This window comes from Streptomyces canus (genome assembly GCF_030815415.1).
GTDB lineage: Bacteria > Actinomycetota > Actinomycetes > Streptomycetales > Streptomycetaceae > Streptomyces > Streptomyces canus_F.
The window spans coordinates 52422-68645 of the sequence record NZ_JAUSWW010000001.1 but is presented as its reverse complement, the minus strand read 5'-3'; the positions used below and the strand labels follow the sequence as shown (position 1 = coordinate 68645).

13 protein-coding genes and 2 pseudogenes are annotated in these 16224 nt (G+C 69.0%); 9 read left to right on the top strand and 6 right to left on the bottom strand.

Going from position 1 to position 16224, the window contains the following annotated elements:
• Positions 1-87: 87 nt before the first annotated feature.
• Positions 88-3000: a LysM peptidoglycan-binding domain-containing protein gene (locus tag QF037_RS00325; protein ID WP_307020638.1), complete on the bottom strand. Its 2913-nt coding sequence runs from the start codon at positions 2998-3000 to the stop codon at positions 88-90.
• Between the two features lie 225 nt (positions 3001-3225).
• On the opposite strand from QF037_RS00325, the gene QF037_RS00320 reads away from it, so the two are divergent.
• Positions 3226-3387 carry a hypothetical protein gene (locus QF037_RS00320; protein WP_307020636.1) on the top strand — a complete coding sequence of 54 codons (162 nt, stop codon included), beginning with the start codon at positions 3226-3228 and terminating at the stop codon, positions 3385-3387.
• A gap of 91 nt (positions 3388-3478) precedes the next feature.
• On the opposite strand, the gene QF037_RS00315 is transcribed toward QF037_RS00320, so the two are convergent.
• The 3 genes from QF037_RS00315 to QF037_RS00305 all read right to left on the bottom strand — a co-directional run bounded on the left by QF037_RS00315 (position 3479) and on the right by QF037_RS00305 (position 5265).
• A complete protein-coding gene (locus tag QF037_RS00315; protein ID WP_307020634.1) occupies positions 3479-3601 on the bottom strand; it encodes a hypothetical protein in 123 nt (40 codons plus the stop codon).
• Positions 3602-3696: 95 nt separating this feature from the next.
• On the bottom strand, positions 3697-4281 hold the full coding sequence (locus tag QF037_RS00310) for a TetR family transcriptional regulator (RefSeq protein WP_307020632.1): 585 nt from the start codon (positions 4279-4281) through the stop codon (positions 3697-3699).
• A 78-nt stretch (positions 4282-4359) separates the two neighbouring features.
• On the bottom strand, positions 4360-5265 hold the full coding sequence (locus tag QF037_RS00305) for an alpha/beta hydrolase (protein WP_307020630.1): 906 nt from the start codon (positions 5263-5265) through the stop codon (positions 4360-4362).
• Between the two features lie 810 nt (positions 5266-6075).
• Here QF037_RS00305 and QF037_RS00300 point away from each other — a divergent pair.
• Positions 6076-6710, top strand: a pseudogene (locus QF037_RS00300) (transposase); the annotation flags it as partial.
• Between the two features lie 157 nt (positions 6711-6867).
• Here the strand turns inward: QF037_RS00300 and QF037_RS00295 are convergent.
• Positions 6868-7443 (bottom strand): TetR/AcrR family transcriptional regulator, encoded by a 576-nt coding sequence (locus tag QF037_RS00295; RefSeq protein WP_307020628.1) that lies wholly within the window; start codon positions 7441-7443, stop codon positions 6868-6870.
• A 312-nt stretch (positions 7444-7755) separates the two neighbouring features.
• Here QF037_RS00295 and QF037_RS00290 point away from each other — a divergent pair, with 312 nt between their 5' ends.
• The 5 genes from QF037_RS00290 (at position 7756) to QF037_RS00270 (ending at position 12743) form a co-directional block, all read left to right on the top strand.
• Positions 7756-7953 carry a ferredoxin gene (locus QF037_RS00290; RefSeq protein WP_307020626.1) on the top strand — a complete coding sequence of 66 codons (198 nt, stop codon included), beginning with the start codon at positions 7756-7758 and terminating at the stop codon, positions 7951-7953.
• A gap of 5 nt (positions 7954-7958) precedes the next feature.
• Positions 7959-9134, top strand: coding sequence for an NAD(P)/FAD-dependent oxidoreductase (locus QF037_RS00285; protein ID WP_307036908.1), 1176 nt, complete (start codon positions 7959-7961; stop codon positions 9132-9134).
• A 44-nt stretch (positions 9135-9178) separates the two neighbouring features.
• Positions 9179-10384 (top strand): cytochrome P450, encoded by a 1206-nt coding sequence (locus QF037_RS00280; RefSeq protein WP_307020624.1) that lies wholly within the window; start codon positions 9179-9181, stop codon positions 10382-10384.
• 137 nt (positions 10385-10521) lie between these two features.
• Complete coding sequence (locus tag QF037_RS00275; RefSeq protein ID WP_307020621.1) at positions 10522-11766, top strand: MBL fold metallo-hydrolase; 1245 nt, start codon at positions 10522-10524, stop codon at positions 11764-11766.
• Between the two features lie 62 nt (positions 11767-11828).
• Positions 11829-12743: an SDR family NAD(P)-dependent oxidoreductase gene (locus tag QF037_RS00270; RefSeq protein WP_307020619.1), complete on the top strand. Its 915-nt coding sequence runs from the start codon at positions 11829-11831 to the stop codon at positions 12741-12743.
• Positions 12744-12954: 211 nt separating this feature from the next.
• Here QF037_RS00270 and QF037_RS00265 read toward each other — a convergent pair.
• Positions 12955-13787: pseudogene (locus tag QF037_RS00265) on the bottom strand (IS701 family transposase); the annotation flags it as partial.
• Positions 13788-13863: 76 nt separating this feature from the next.
• Here QF037_RS00265 and QF037_RS00260 point away from each other — a divergent pair.
• Positions 13864-14040, top strand: coding sequence for a hypothetical protein (locus QF037_RS00260; RefSeq protein ID WP_307020618.1), 177 nt, complete (start codon positions 13864-13866; stop codon positions 14038-14040).
• 1108 nt (positions 14041-15148) lie between these two features.
• A complete protein-coding gene (locus QF037_RS00255) occupies positions 15149-16204 on the top strand; it encodes a LacI family DNA-binding transcriptional regulator (RefSeq protein ID WP_307020616.1) in 1056 nt (351 codons plus the stop codon).
• The last annotated feature ends 20 nt before the right edge of the window (positions 16205-16224 follow it).

Here is a 16224-nt window from a genome sequence, read left to right as displayed (position 1 = left end):
ACCTCGCCGGCCTCCACCTGCGCGCCTCGATGATCTGGCTCAGAGAACTCACCCGGACCACCTGGTGATCGCAACCACATACGCTCCCTAGGGGGCTTTGCGTTGATTCCTTCCATTGCCGTGCAGAAGATCGTTGATCAACTGCTCCGTGGCCGTCTCAAGATCGCAGTCCAGTGTCTGGTTGATCTGCTGGATGCGGGTGATGGCGGTGTGCAGGCCGGAGCGGTTCCCGGCCGTGTGCTCGATGCGCATCAGGTCCCGGTAGAGCAGCTCGGCGCTGTCGTCGGCGCCGATGCCGATCGCGACGGCTCGCCGGGCCGCGCTGAGGTCGTGCAGCGGGCCAGGAGGGGTGCGGTGGGTGGCCACTGAGTGCGCGACGTCGATGATCCTCGTGATCATCTCCTGCTGGAAAGGCTCGGCCCAGGGCAGGGGGTTACCGCCGAACGGTGTGCCCCGTACCAGGCTGAGGGCTCGTTCCAGGTCCGGCACACCGGCTGGTCCCTGGGGCAGCGCGCGTTCGGCGAGCTGGAGGAATCTCGTCCAGTCACAGCGCACTTCGGGGGAGAGGCGGTAGGGGTCCTCGCCGGTGTGACGCCGCGGAACGTAGGGATTGCCGGAGGTGTCGCTGCCCAGGGCGCCACGCAGGCCGCGTAGCCGGGAGTTGAGGGTGTTCACGCTCCACGGATTGAGGGGGTCCATGTCGGTGCACAGCACGTCGGCGGAGCGACCCGGCCGGAAATACAACAAGGCGGCGAGCTGGCTGCTGCGCGGACCATGCCCGGAGGCAGCGACGCCGTCCACCTCGACCGGGCCCAGGACGCGGATCTCCGGCGCGCGCAGGTCCTGCTCCGTGCCCTCCGCTCCCGCCGGCTCCTTACCGTTCCCGGCGCTGTCCTTGGGAGCCTCGCTCCCTCCTGCCTCTGCGCCGGAAGCCGGCTCGGTAGCTGCCAGCGGAGTTCCCTCGGTGTCCGGCGCAGGCTCGCCGCCAGGTGAAGGTGACGCGGGCAGCAGACGCAGCCCAGCCGGGTCGGCGCTGGCGGCGACCAGGGCCGCAAAGACCCCGCCTGTCGAGCCGGCCTGCGACGCGGTCTGCGGAACCGGGACCTCGCCAGAGGCGGTCGCCGGTGCAGGGGACTCGGCTGGCGCGGGCTGAGGCAGCTGGTCGGGTTCGTCCGGGACATCCCGCCAGGGGCCCTCGGCCGGCTGGGCCGACTCCCCGGACACCGCGAGCGCCGTGGTGATCTGCTGGTAGGCGGCGTGCTCCAGGCGCTGCACGATGATGTCGGTGCCGGCGTGGGCAAGGTGCTGCGGGGTGTGGAGCGAGGCGTTGAGGATCTCGGCCTCGAGGAAGTGCGCGGCGGCCGAAGAGGCCGGGGCGATCAGGGTGACGGGGACCGGGTCCGCCTTGCCGATGAGATCGGCGAACTGCCACGCCGTGTCCGCGTGGAGAGATGACGCGCACAGCAGCAGGTAGGGCTGGTTGTGGGTGTCGGGCATCTGGCGTGCTTCCAGCAGCCGCTCGCTCAGGTCGCGCAGTGCGTGCGCGGCTTGGCGCATGTGGGCGATCCGCGCGGTCGGCAGCAGCTGCGGAAGATCCTCGCCGAACCCGATGGTGACGATTTCGACGTCGCTGGCCCACGGGCTCATCCCCAGCTCGAGGGCGAGGGAGGTGCAGACCTCGGTGATGTGCACGGCGCTGCCGTCGAGCAGCAGGGCGGGCAGGGCGGCGAGGTTGAGGAGCACCAGGTCACCCGTATCCGTGCTGCCGATGGTGACCAGCCCCGGGTAGGGGGCTGGCACGTCGCGGGCGGCCCCCTCGTCCAGGAGATCGGCGTCGCCGGGCGGGGCCCACCACCCCGCTGTCCCGGACACGAACGGCGCCACCGGCTCGTGTGCGAGGTCCTCGGGCAGGACGTCGACGCTGTGCGTGCCGATCCGCGCGGCCCGCAACGCCGGCAGCTCTCGCGCAGGGTCGGCGGTGGGCAGATAGCGGGCCAGGGTGCGCAGGGCAAGGTCCAGACGGACGGCGCCGCCCGCCTCGGCAGCGGCCGCCAACTGAGCCTCGGCCGTGGACGTTTCCGGCGCAATGGCGATCTTCTCGCCGGGCTTACGGCGGCGGCGCTGCAGCGTCCTGCGCAGGGCCAGTGCCCCGGTGATAGAGGCTGCCAGCAGTGCGCCCGCGCCCAGCACGACGCGCAGGTTCAGCGAGCTGCCGGCCGGAGCCGGCTCGGCCGTGGGTGGTGCGCTCGGGGAGGACGCATCGGAGGCGGATACCTCGGGTGACGCCTGGGGAGATCGAGGGCACACCGCTGCTGCTTGGCCCAGGATCCCTAGAGCCGGCTGGGGGCGGAGCGCCTTGCTCGTGTTCTGGCCCGGGGCGCTCGGTCGACTGGCTGCTGGAGGCAGAAGACTCTGGTGTAGCGGTTGGGGACGGGCTGGGCGCCGGTGGCTGCGCCTCCTGGTCGTCGTGTCTGGGCTGTTGCTCGTCGTCGGAGGCCGAAGGGTCCGGTGGTGCGGGCTGCTGGGAGTCCTGCTCGTCCTCTCCGGTGTGATCGCGTGCGGGTGGCGGGGCGTCGGACTCGCCGGCAGTGGAGGGCAGATGTGCTGGCCCGGGTAGATCACGTCGGGGTCGGTGATGGCCGGGAGACCGTCCGGCTGCGGCTTGTCTCTGCTCGCCGTGAAGAGCTCCCACCGGTTGCCGTCCTCGAGTTTCTCCGCGGCGATGGTGGACAGGGAGTCGCCCGGCTCGACGACTTCCACCTGTGCAGGCTCGTTGGCCGCTGCCGGAACGACCTGGTCGAGCTGCGTATCGACGCCTGCCGCTGGGGCGTAGGAGGCGGGCATTTTCAGCTGCCAGCCGGGCTGCAGAAACCCGTTGGAGCGGAACACCTGGCCGTCGCCCATGGTGTGGCCCTCGCTGAGGGCGGCGATCTGCCGCCACTGTTCGCCGTCGCCCAGTTCCTGTTCGGCGATGCTCCACAGACTTTCTGCGGGCCGCATCTGGCGCACCGTGTAGGTCGGGGAGCCCGGAGCCCGTACGCCCGGCCGCCGCCGTGAGGTCGTCGTGGCCTGCCTCCCACAGCACGGGCGTGGCCCAGGCCAGCAGCAGCGGCAGCCCCACGACCGCGCCGGCCAGGACCAGCAGGCTCAAGCCGGCCGTGACCCCACGGGCCACGCGGCGGCCCGCCGTGGCAGGGGTGGTGGTGCCCATCCGCGGGTCCCGCCATGCCCGCCCAGGCGCTGCGCGAGACCAAGCGAGTGGTGAACCTGCACCTGGAACAGGCCATGGCCGCGGTACTGGAGCCAGCCTTGCTCGCGGAGCGGGAGCCCCTGCACTCGCCAGACCACATCGCGATCATCGAGAAGATCATCACGCATGGCGGCTGAGCCGGTCAGAGCCCCCTGCTCGCCCCTCTTACGAGCCGCACCTTCACGCTTCCTGACCTCTTGGTGGGCTCCCCCATCTCGCCGCTGAACTCTATGGCGGTCTTACGCCGAGATCGACAGCGAGCTTCTTGATCTGTGGCTTCGGGTCGGAAACGCGATACGTCCGTACCGCACGCTCACGCAACTCCAGCGAGTACTTCCTGGCGGCAGCCATGGTCGATGTTCCTCTCACCCTTCCCACCTGACTCTCTGTCAACTGACTCCGCATCTCGGGGGAACCTCACACCCGACTGGCCCGACCAAGGGTGTTCAGCCGGTCATGAGCCTGCGCACCGCCTCGATCAGCGCCTCACGATGCTCGGTGAGCCGCTGCGCCGACCAGACGTCGTCCGTTGTCCCCGACTCGGTATCGCGTTGCGCAGCGAAGACGTGATGCCAGGCGCTGGCCAGGCCGTACAGGATGACGGCGAGGTCGACCGGGTTGAAGGTGGTGTCGATCCGCCCTTCGTCCCGCGCGGCAGTGAGCGGGGCGAGGGCGTGGTCGTAAGAGCCGATATTCTTGCCGCCTTGACCAAGGGGGCGTTCAAGCTGCTTCCAGGCGGCCAACCGCATGAGGTCTGGGTGGGAGATGATGTAGTCGAAGAGGCGACCTACGTAGCCCGGCAGATCGTCGGCGTCCAGCGGGACTGCCGCCATCACCTCGACGTGCCGTTGATCCATCACCGCGTCGAACAGCCCCTCCTTGTCACCGAAATACGCATAGATGCGCTCCTTGTTCAATTTGGCACTGCTTGCGATGCGAGCGACCCGGGCACCGGCCAAGCCATGTGCGCTGAACTCGGAAGCGGCGGCGTCGAGTAGCCGGCCTCGACTCGCGCTGGAATCAGACGTCATGAGCTGCAGGGTAGTAGAGGCGTGACACTGTCTTGTTCCCCATTGAGTCGCCTTCAGGATTCACCCCAGTAAGCCCAGTCACAGATTCTGGGCGAAGAAATCTGCCAGTTTGTCGGCGGTCGGCTTGACGTACTGGTCCAGATCGTACAGGTCGAGGTGCGAAGCCCCGTCGATCAGGAAGAGCTCCTTGGGATCCGCGGCAGCCGCGTACGTCGCTTCGTTGTGAGACCGACTGGCGGATTCCGTGCCGACAATCAGCAGAAGGGGATGTGGCGCGATGAGACTGACCACATCCAATGCGGAAAAGGTCAGCTGCTTCTCCAGCGACCAGGCCAGCGTCTTGTTCTCCCATCGGGGGTGAGCCCCGCGCGTTGAATCGTAGTAGTAGTCCGGAGCTTCCTTGAGGGGGGCGAACGCGTTCTCGACCTCCGGGCCCGGGATGACGGGCCAATACGTGGGTTCGTCCCCGCGCGAGAACGCCTGCCTGGCCGCGCCGCAAGCCTCCAGCATGGCGACCAGAACACCGTGGTCGGGACCTGCCTGCTCGTGAAACACGCCACGCTGATCCCCGACACCGCTCACAGTGGCGACGGCCTTGATCCTGCGATCGGTGGCTGCCGCGGCGGGCGCATAGCCACCCCCGCCGCAAATGCCCATAGCGCCAATACGGTCCGGATCCACCTCCGGGCGGTTACCGAGATAGCTCACCGCGTTCTTGATGTCTTCGACCTTCGCGAACGGGTCCTCGTCGTAGCGGGGAAAGCCTTCACTCTCGCCATACGACCGGTGATCAAAGGCCAGGGCAACGAAACCCCGGTCGCACAACTCACGGGCGTAACGACCGGAAGCCTGCTCCTTGATCCCGCTTCCCGGGGCCACTGTCACCACGGCGGCCCGCTTCTGACCCTCCTTGTAATCCTCCGGAAGGTAGAGGTGGCCCGCGACAGTGATACCGCCGCTGCGAAAGTGAACGTCGATAGGCACGGTGTGCTCCTTGCTTGTTTCTGGGTTCCGCGGCTGAAGGGGTCTTCCGGCTCAGCCGCGGTTGGTCACGCAGCGGCTGAGCGCCGAGTTAACCGATCGGATGATCCGACACTACAGAACCATGCCCAATAGGGCAACCAACCGTTTGGTTGCCCTATTGGGCATGGTTCTGTGCAGTGAGGCGGCCGATGGGCATGGGGGGCCTGGCCGAACCTGCGGACGAGGCCGCTGGCGGTCCACCGGTTCAGTTGTCTGTACATGCTCCCCAGGCTGACGTCGCCGAGTGGGCAGTGATTTCACGGGTTGCCAGAAGCGGGTGGGGTCTTCCTGGTGGAGTGTCGGGGTGCGGTGTCGGCGCCGCGTGGCAGGGGTGGCGTGCCGGTCGTCCTGGGAAAGCCGTGGGCAGCGCAGGTTGATCCACGGGTTCGGGGACGGTGACGTTGAGGCGGGTCATGGTGCGGCTGCTGTCGGGCCGGCCGGCGGCGCGGCGCTCGCTGTAGTGGGACATCGGTGACTTGACCTTGCGGGTGCTGACCCGCTGCCGCCTGGGCTGAAGCAGGCCGGCCAGGATCCGGCGGCCGATCGTCCCGAGAAGAGTGTCCCGATCGGTGTCCGCGCTGACGCTACCCGTGGCCTGAATCACCTGGTCACGGGCGGTGTGGAGCGTGATGCTGAAACAGCAGCGGTCCGGGCCGGTCCCGAGGAGGGGCTCGGCGGCATCGACCATCACAGTGCAAAGGGCCTGGTAGAGCGTGAGCGGGGACCACATCTCCTGTTCGATGCCTGCCGGGTCGCCCGAGCGGAGCCCCCGTTCGTGATCGCGTGGCGGAGCGCGTACCAGGACCGGCTGTTGGCGCCGTCTGTCTCCCGGGTGGACAGTCCGTGGCGGGCCCCGAGGTTTCGCCGTGGAAGGGCCGGAGCAAGGCGCGCGGGTGGGCAACGTCGTGGAGCCCGGAGCAGATTGCGAACCGGTGAAGGCCGACTTTCCCCGAGGATGACTCCCTGCGGATCTCGCACGAGGCGATCTATCAGGTCCTGTTCATCCAGGGCCGGGGTGCCTTGAAGCGTGAGCTGGTCGCCTGCCGGCGGACCGGCCGTGCGCTGCGGGTTCCACGAGCGCGTGCGCGGCAGCGGCCTGGTGGTCATGTCACGCCCGAGGTGATGATCAGCGAGCGACCGGCTGAAGCCGAGGACCGTGCGGTGCCGGGGCACCGGGAGGGCGATCTCATCATCGCCACAGGCCGGTCCGCAATCGGCACGCTGGTGGAGCGCACCACTTGGTTCGCCATGTTGCTGCACTGCCGCGGATGGACGGCTACGGCATCGAGCCTCGGGTGAAGAACGGTCCGGCACTGGCCGGCCGTGGTGCCGCAGCCGTCAAGGACGCTGTCGCCGCCACGGCCACCACGCCGCCCGAGAAGCTGCGCAGGTCGCTGACCTGGGAATCGCGACCCTCAGATGGAAGACACCCGCCGAGGCCCTGAACGGACACGCCTACTATCTCTTGAAGAAGCCGCTGTTGCGATGATCGACGGCCGGCGCAGCCGCTCCGACTCGGAGAACCGGGAGCCCTCCGGCGTCGTCAACGCTCGGCGCGCTATCTCAGTCCGGGAGTCCTTGAGCAGCTGTCAACAACGCGGTACGCAGTGCCTCCCACAGTTCCGCGCCTTCATCTTGGTCAGGCTCGGCCCGGTCATCGCGCTCTCGCCACGCGTGATGTTCCGCGGCCACGCGCAGAGCGGCGTTGATCGTCGCGGCTTGGACCCTGATGTGCAGGTCACCAGGGTGACAACCTGTGCGCTCGGCGAGGATTTCGGCGAGCTGGCCTTCGTATGCGTGGTACGTCTGAAGCCATACGGTCTTCAGTGCCTGCTCGGTGCGGGTGAGGCGGATGAGGTCCAGAGTCGCGGCAGCGTCCGGCCAGTCCATCAGGGGGGTGACGTCTTTCCAGTCGCTCAAGGCCTCTCTCAGGGTGTGCCCTGACGGCCAGGCGTGCAGCCGTCGGGTAGCCGCTTCGGCCCCCGCCGCCAACAACGGCTGGACACACGCTTCCTTGCTGGGGAAGTACCGCCGCAGTGTGCGCGTCGAGATGCCGACGGCCTCCGCGATCTCATCGGTGGAGGTCGCGGCGACGCCCTTGCTCACGAACAGCCGCACCGCCTCGTGGGCGATCTCCATCCTCGTCGCGGCCTTGCGCCGCTCCGTCAGCGGCGGACGTCCTGTTCTCCGCTCCGCGTCCGGTGCGTCCTGTTGGCCCGTGGCCATGTCGCCGCACTTCACGTCGCCGCCTCCGATCATCCCCACCACCTGGCCGAAAACCCAATGTTATGTCATCGACGGACTTCCTGTCCTCATAGGACTTACCGTCCGCTTATGACAAGAACTCGTAGAGTGCTTCCCATGGCACCGGGTGACGGCTTACCGCCGACAGCCGTCACCGCGCCCCAGTGAACAAGCCGACCACGACAGTTGAGGTGATACGCCATGCCGATGCGCGTAGAGGTTGACGCTCCCAAATGCGTCGCCTCGGGGCAGTGCGTCCTGCTCGCCCCGGAGGTCTTCGACCAGCAGGAGGAAGACGGCCTCGTCATCCTGCTGGACGCGGCCCCGGCACCCGACCACCACGACGCCGTGAGGGAGTCGGCGGCGGTGTGCCCGGCCGCTGCGATACGGCTGACCGAATCGTGAACTGCCTGAACCGGGTCGCGGTCGTCGGCGCCTCGGCTGCCGGGCTCGCCGCCGCCGAGACGTTGCGGCGGCAGGGGTACGAGGGCACGATCACGGTCATCGGCGACGAGCCCCTGTTGCCGTACGACAGGCCGCCGTTGTCGAAGGAGATCCTGTCGGGATCGTGGGGCGCCGACCGGCTCCCGCTGCGCCCGGAGTCCGATCTGGAAGCCATGCGCCTGAATCTGCGCCTCGGTCTCGCCGCGACCGGACTGGATCTGGCCGGCCGTACGGTGTCGCTGGCCGATGGCTCCGAGGTGGGCTTCGACGGCCTCGTCTTGGCAACGGGTGTACGGCCGCGTCGGTTGCCCGGTGAGCGGGCGCATGTGCTGCGCACGCTGGACGACGCGCTCGCCCTGCGGGACCGTATCCGGCCCGGCCGCCACTTGGTCGTGGTCGGAGCCGGATTCCTCGGCGCCGAGGCCGCCGCAGTCGCCCGGAGCCTGGGCGCGAGGGTGACGCTGCTGGAGCCGGCCTCCGTGCCGCTGGCCCACACGGTCGGCGAGGACGTCGGACGCGTGCTCTCCTCACTCCACGGCGACCACGGCGTGGACCTGCGCACCGGGGTGACAGTCGCCGAGGTCGTCCCCGGCGGTGTACGCCTCGGCGACGGCAGCGTGCTCAAGGCCGACGAGGTACTCGTGGCCATCGGCTCACTGCCCAACACCGAATGGCTGGAGGGCAGCGGCCTGACCGTCGGCGACGGCCTGGTGTGCGACGAGTTCAGTGCCGCTGCCCCCGGCGTGTACGGAGCCGGCGACGTGGCCTCGTGGCACAACCCTCTGTTCGGCACGCGGATGCGCATCGAGCACCGCACGAACGCCGCCGAGCAGGGTGTGGCCGCCGCCCGCAATCTGCTCAACCCGCAGGCGCGCAAGCCCTTCGCGCCGGTGCCGTACTTCTGGTCCGATCAGTACGGCATGAAGATCCAAGCCTACGGCTACCTGCGCGGACACGACGAGGCCACCGTCGTGGAGGGCGATCTGGCCTCCCGACGGTTCGTCACCGCCTACCGCAGCCGCGACCGCCTCACCGGAGTCCTCGCCGTCGGTATGCCGCCGAAGGCGATCCGGGCATGGCGGCAGTCCGTCGCCCTGCGCGTCGCCTGGCGCGACGTCGTGAGTGCGGCCCGGGCGGCTTGATACCCCGCGCCGGCCCCGTCCCGTCCCGTCAAGAAAGGATTCCCATGTCGGGAACCCTGCCCGAGCGTCGTTCGATCCCCGTACAGCGGGCGAAAGGCTGCCCGTTCGACCCGCCCCCCGAGCTGAGCGAACTCCGGGAGACGGAGCCGGTGTGCCCGGTCACCATGCCGGACGGCACCGACGGATGGCTGCTCACGCGCTACGACGACATCTACGCGACCCTGCGCAACCACGAGACCTTCAGCTCCCGCGGTGAACTGCGCACCTCGCCCATCGGAACCATGCTCTTCGCACGCAGGCCCGCCGAGGTCGGTAACCTGGCCGCCATGGATCCGCCGGACCACACCCGGCTGCGCCGCAAGCTCCAGGGCAAGTTCACCACCAAGCGGGTCGCCCGGCTCGCCGATCCCATCACTCAGATCGTCAACGAGCGCCTCGACGAGATGGAACGCATGGGCGCCCCGGTCGACCTGGTCGAGACGTACTCCCTGCCCATACCCTCGCTGGTCATCTGCGAACTCCTCGGCGTGCCCTACGGGGACCGCGAAGAGTTCCAGTCCCGTACCGCCAGTCTGCTGAAAGTGGGCAGCACCATGGAAGAGTACGGTGCGGCGATCCAAGGGATCCTGGACATCATCCACGAACTGGCCCGCCACAAGCGCGCCCACCCAACGGACGACATACTCAGCGAACTCGCCCAGGACGAGGAACTCTCCCCGGAAGAGGCGGCCTTCCTCGGCCTGGCCCTGCTCGTGGCCGGTCACGAAACCACCGCCAACATGATCGCCCTGTCCACCTTCGCCCTGCTCCAACACCCCGACCAACTGGCCCTGCTGCGCGAAGACCCCGCCGGCCGGATCGACAACGCGGTCGAGGAACTGCTCCGCTACCTGACCGTCCCGCAGTTCGGAGGGGAGCGCGCCGCTCTGCAAGACGTCGAGGTCCGCGGCCGGCAGATCAAAAAGGGCGACGTGGTGGTACCCGCCCTGATGGCGGCCAACCGTGACCCGGAATGCTTCGAAGACCCCCACACCTTCGACATCGGCCGCTCCGCCGCCACTCACCTGGCCTTCGGCTTCGGCGTCCATCAGTGCGTCGGCCAGCAACTGGCCCGCGTCGAGATGCGCATCGCGATTCCCGCACTCCTCGAACGGTTCCCGACCCTGCGTCTGGGCGCTCCCGCAGACGAGATCGAGATGCGGACGAACAGCTTCGTCTACGGCGTCGCTGCTCTTCCGGTGGCCTGGTGACCGAATCCGCCCACAGGCGACAGTAGAGAGCTACTGAACAGTTGATCAGTATTGCATCGTGCGGGAATGCTTCGGACCCGGCGCTGCCACAGGGGCGGCCCATATGGGACGCCCGAGCGAATTCACCAGGAGGTGCCGTGCCCGGTTCCGGATCGCGTTCTCTCAGTTCGGGGCTGCGCGCAGTGCGGCCCGCCGCCTTCGGCGCGGACCCGCGCGGTGCCCGAATGGAGCGGATCCGCAGATCCCCGCACTTCGCGAACGGGGTCTTCGTGAATCCCGGGAGCGCCCGGGTCCGTTTCTCCGGCGGTGCCGCCATGGAAACGGCGAAGAGCTGGTTCCGCAAGGACGAGCGGGTGCGGCGGGCCCCGGCGGGGCCGATCCCCGTGCACGCCACGACCCTCGCCGACCTGGCCGGACCCCCGGCGAGCGGGCTGCGGATCACATGGATGGGCCATTCCAGTGTGCTCGCCGAGATCGACGGGCACCGGGTGCTCTTCGACCCCGTCTGGGGGGAACGCTGCTCGCCGTTCGCCTTCGCAGGGCCCAAGCGGCTGCACCCCGTGCCGGTGCCGCTGGCCGCGCTCGGTCCGGTCGACGTCGTCGTCATCTCGCACGATCACTACGACCACCTGGACATGCCCTCGATCAAGGAGCTGGCGGGTACGGACACGGTCTTCGCCGTCCCGCTCGGCGTCGGCGCGCATCTGGAGCACTGGGGCGTCTCCGCGGACCGGATCCGCGAGCTGGACTGGCAGGAGTCGACGAAGGTCGGCGGTCTCACCCTGACCGCCACCCCCGCCCGGCACTTCTGCGGCCGGGGCCTGCGCAACACCCAGCACACGCTGTGGGCCTCCTGGGTCGTCGCCGGTGACGAGCACCGGATCTACCACAGCGGTGACACCGGGTACTTCGACGGCTTCAAGGACATCGGCGCCGCGCACGGCCCGTTCGACATCACCATGATCCAGGTCGGCGCCTATGCGGAGTTGTGGCCCGACATCCACATGATTCCCGAAGAGGGTCTGCAAACCCACCTCGACCTGCAGGGCAGTGAGCCCAGCGGCGTGATGATGCCGATCCACTGGGCGACGTTCAACCTGGCGCTGCACGCCTGGGCCGAGCCGGGCGAGCGGATGATGTGGGCCACGCACGGCGCGGGGGTCACGATGGCCGCGCCGTACCCCGGGCAGCCGTTCGAGCCGCGGAGCACTCCGCCGGTGAACCCGTGGTGGCGTGCCGTGTCCCAGCAGCCGGTCGGCGGCTGGGCCGCCTGGCCGCCCGCGGGTACCGGTACCCCTTGTACGACGGCGACACGGCCCCCACGGACAGCCCCCTCCAACACGATCAACCAGAAGATCATCCCATCCAGTCAATCAACGTGACAGCGCCGGGGCGGGCCTTCCGGCCTCAGAACCACGCGATAGCACAGAAGGAAGTTGTCACCATGACCCGTATCTCGTTCGATGGACGCGTCGCGATCGTCACCGGGGCAGGAGGGGGTCTGGGGCGTGCGCATGCCCTCGATCTGGCCGCCCGCGGAGCGAAGGTCGTCGTCAACGACCTCGGCGGCAGCATTGCAGGCGACGGCGGCGGCGGCGCCATGGCCGACCAGGTCGCCAAGGAGATCACCTCGGCCGGCGGGCAGGCCGTCGCCAACTACGACTCGGTCGCCACCCCCGAGGGCGGCAAGGCCATCGTCCAGACCGCGCTGGACGCCTTCGGCACGGTCGACATCCTGATCAACAACGCGGGCAACATCCGCAACGCGCCCTTCACCGACCTCACTCCCGAGGCCATCGAGGCCCTCCTCGCCGTCCACGTCAAGGGCGCCTTCTACGTCACCCAGCCCGCCTTCGCCGTCATGCGCGACAAGGGCTACGGGCGCATTGTGTTCACCTCGTCCGCCGCGGGCATCTTCGGAAGCCCCGAGCAGGCCAACTACGCGGCCGCCAAGGGCGCCGTCCTGGGCCTGGCCAATGTCGTCGCCCTCGAAGGCGCCCCCCACGGCATCAAGGTCAACACCATCCTCCCGGCCGCCGTCAGCCGCATGATCGAGAACATGAACCTCGAGACCCTCGCCGGCGTCCCCACCACCCCGGCCCACAACGAACCCGAGATGATCACCGCCATGGCGAGCTACCTCGCGAGCGAGGAGAACCCCTACAGCCACGAGGCGTTCTCCATCGCGCGCGGCCGCTACGCCCGCGTGTTCATCGGCGTCACCGGGGGACACCACGTCCCCGCCGACGCTCCGATCGCCACCGCCGATGACGTGGCCGCGCACATCGACACCGTCCGCGACCAGGCCGGATACCACGTCCCCGGCTCCCTCGTCGAGGAATTCGCCCTCATCCCCTGAGCAGGCGAGCGCCTGTACTTGCGCAATGAGGAGTCCGCCGATGGGCGCAGGTGTGACTGGGTGTGACCGGGTATCCCGGGGCCCCGAAGCTCCTGGTCAGTGAGCATGGAAACCAGTCAGCGATCAGAGGAAGGCGAGGAGCTGGCCAAGCAGCTCGACGCAAAAGCACCGGATCCGGACAGGGAGCGCGAGGCCGCCCGGGTCTGAGTTTCCAAACCTTCCCGCCAGGTCACCTCGGTGAAGGCCTGCCGCCCACGGCCGGCCGCCAGCACGGCCACCGAGGAGGGCTTGTCCCGGTAACGGGACTGCGGCTTGGGGCCGTTGCCCGACCATGCCGGGGCGGCGGGCCGCGCATGGTGCGGGTGGGCGGTCACATCCGAACGGATGGCGACGACATAGCCGATGCCCCGGCCCTCCAGGCCGTCGCGGAAGTCGGCGTTCTGCCCGTAGCCGGCATCGGCCACCACCACCGGCGGCACCAGATTCCACCCGGCCAGCTCGTCGATGATGTCCAGGGCCAGGCGCCACTTCTCCCGGTGACCGACCTCGGGCGGTATCCCGGTCTTGTGTCGGCGTGGGGCATCGTCCGCCCACTCCTGGGGCACGAACAAGCGCCACTGCAGCGGACAGGACGCGGCATCGGAGACCGCGTGCACGCTCACCGCGACCTGGCAGTTGGCCCGCTTGCCCAACGCCCCGCAGTACTGGCGCGCGACCGCCACCGACATCTTCCCGTCCTTGGGAAACGACACATCATCGACCACCCATGCATCCGGCCCGATTCTCGGCACCATCCGCTCCGCGATCCGCCGCCGCACCGGCACCGGATCCCAGGTCGACTGGTTCACGAACTGCTGCAGGTTCTGCTCGTTGCCGTCCGGCAGCCGCTCCGCCATCGGCTGGATCGACTTGCGCCGCCCGTCCAGCATCAGCCCCCGCAGATAGCAGTCACCCTTCGCCCGCTGGTCCTTGCGCGGCACCGACGCGAACACATCAGCGACGCGCCAACTTCGCCCGAGCCCGGTTCACTTCATGTGCGTCCACACACCCAACATGCTCTTGATCAGGCCCAACGGAAAGACCTAACGGAGCCCTACTAGGAGACGGCTGGACGGAGCGGATGCTGTTCGACACCGTCGCCGCGCTCATGCCCCGCGCCCGCGCCGTCCTGCGCCGCCTGGTCGAAGTGGGCGGCACCGCCACCTACGACGACATCCAGAAGCACTTCGCCGGTCATCCGGAGACACCGATCGAGCCCAAGAGGATCGGTGGGACGCTCACCAGCTCGATCCGGTAGAGGCGTACGCTCTCGTCGCGTCCAGCAGCTGAGTGCGATTGTCGGGGCCGATCCGCCGACGGACCGCGCGGACGCTGAGATCCGCCCCGACCTGCTCCGTCAGGAACCGGCCGGTCCCTGAGCCGGATCGCCTCCAGACCACCGCGACGCAGCCGGCTGACGCTCGGTGGGATCGGGCGCGGACCTGCTCCGGTCGCTCCATGCCGCCAGGCAGATCCGGCCCGCAATCTCCACCCTCGCCCGCTCGGCCCGGGTGTGGCCGGCGGCCGACGCCGGCAGCGCCACCGCCCCGACGATCGCGGCGGCCGCGAGAGCGGCAGCGGACAGACGACGGGCGGTCACCGCGGGGCACCGAAGACATCGTCGAGCACCTTGCCGGGCCCTCTCGGCGCCGAACCACTCCTTCCACACCTTCGCCAGCGTGGTGTAGTGCGGCACCTCCACGTTCTTGCCCTCGGTTTCGAATTTCTCCCGAACGTACGATGGATCAACCTCTCCTTCGTCTTCATGCTCAGCTTCGAGCGATGCAGCTGCCTCGGCATGAACGGCACGGGTTGCCTCGGCGACTTCGTCCCCGATCGCCCGGCGGCCTCGCAGGGGCGGCGTCCACCCTTCCGTCCGCCAGCCCCATCAACCCGTTCTCGTCGTACTGAGCGGCCATGCGTTTCAGCGTGCGCGCTGAGCCGTCGCCGGGGGTGGCGCGGGATCCCGGCGGGGCATGACGCCCGCGATGACGGTCAGGGCGCCCATCATTTGGTCGAACCGGTTCGAAAAGCTAGCAGCGACGAAACCGGCCAGCAATACCTCCGATACGCATCCCCTCGGCCGCGCACGGTCGGCCCTCCCGACGGGGATCGCGGGGCAACCGCCGTCACCTCCGACATCCGGCCCGTCGACGAAACGGGTGCACACCCGCACAGGCCAGGCACTACACCTCCGGACACTGATGTTTCTGGGCCGTTACCAGAAATTCAGTGCGAGGCGTTGACACCCGTCCGGGTTGCTCCTACCTTCACTTCACGCGAACCGGTTCGACGAACGGCATCTGGCCGATTCGTTTCCCTTGAGTCATCGAACCGATTCGATCGGTGTCGGCAAGGAGGCCTCCGTGAACATCGGTGAGATCGCCAAGCGGGCCGGTGTCTCGCGGAGCACCGTGTCCTACGCGCTGAGCGGCAAGCGCCCGGTGTCGGAGGACACCCGGCAGAGGATCCAGCGGGTCGTCGACGAGCTGGGCTACCAGCCCAGCGCCAGTGCCCGCGCTCTTGCCAACGGCCGGACCAACACCATCGGTCTGGTCTTCCCGCCGGCCGGGAACCACTACACCGGCATGCAGCTGGACTTCATCGGCAGCGTCACCGAGGCCGCCGCGGCCTACGACTACGACGTGCTGCTCTCTCCGAGCGGTGTGGACAGTGACCGCTCGTTCCAGCGGCTGCTGGGGGAGCGGCGGGTCGACGGCGCGATCCTGATGGAGATCCGGCTGGAGGACGACCGGCTCGACCATCTCACCGCGGTGGGCTTCCCCTCCGTCGCCATCGGCCGCACTGCCCGACCGGAAGGCAGCTGGTGGGTGGGCCTGGATCACACGGCGCTGGCGGCGGCCTGCGTGCACCACCTCGCCGATCTGGGCCACCGCAGGATCGCCTTCGTCAACCGGCCGGAGCAACTGCTGCGGGCCGGGTACGAGTCGGCCCAGCGTGGGCTGGACGGGTTCACCAAGGCAGCGGCGGAACGCGGGCTGACCGTCCGCACGTACTGCTGCGGGGACGACGCCGCCTCTGGCCTCGCCTGCCTGGAGCGGATCCTGCACGACGACCCCGCCACCACGGCCCTGGTCACACTGAACGAGGCCGCGCTCGGCGGTCTCTACCGGGGGCTCGCGCAGGCCGGCCGCCATGTGCCACGCGACTTCTCCGTCACCGGAGTGGTGGCCGGCCGGTGGGCGGAGACGGTGACCCCGCAGCTCACCGCGGCCGACGTACCGGCGGAGCAGATGGGCCGCCTCGCCGTCGACCTGCTCGTGGAACGGCTCGACCACCCCGACGCACCGGCCCGGAACCACCTGCTCGCCCCGCCCATCTCCCTGCGAGCGAGCACCGCACCCGTCGGCACCACCCCCGCCGACCCCGCCGCAGACCTCCTCGTCCCCACTCACCCCTGACCGCCACCCGGCACCCGCTC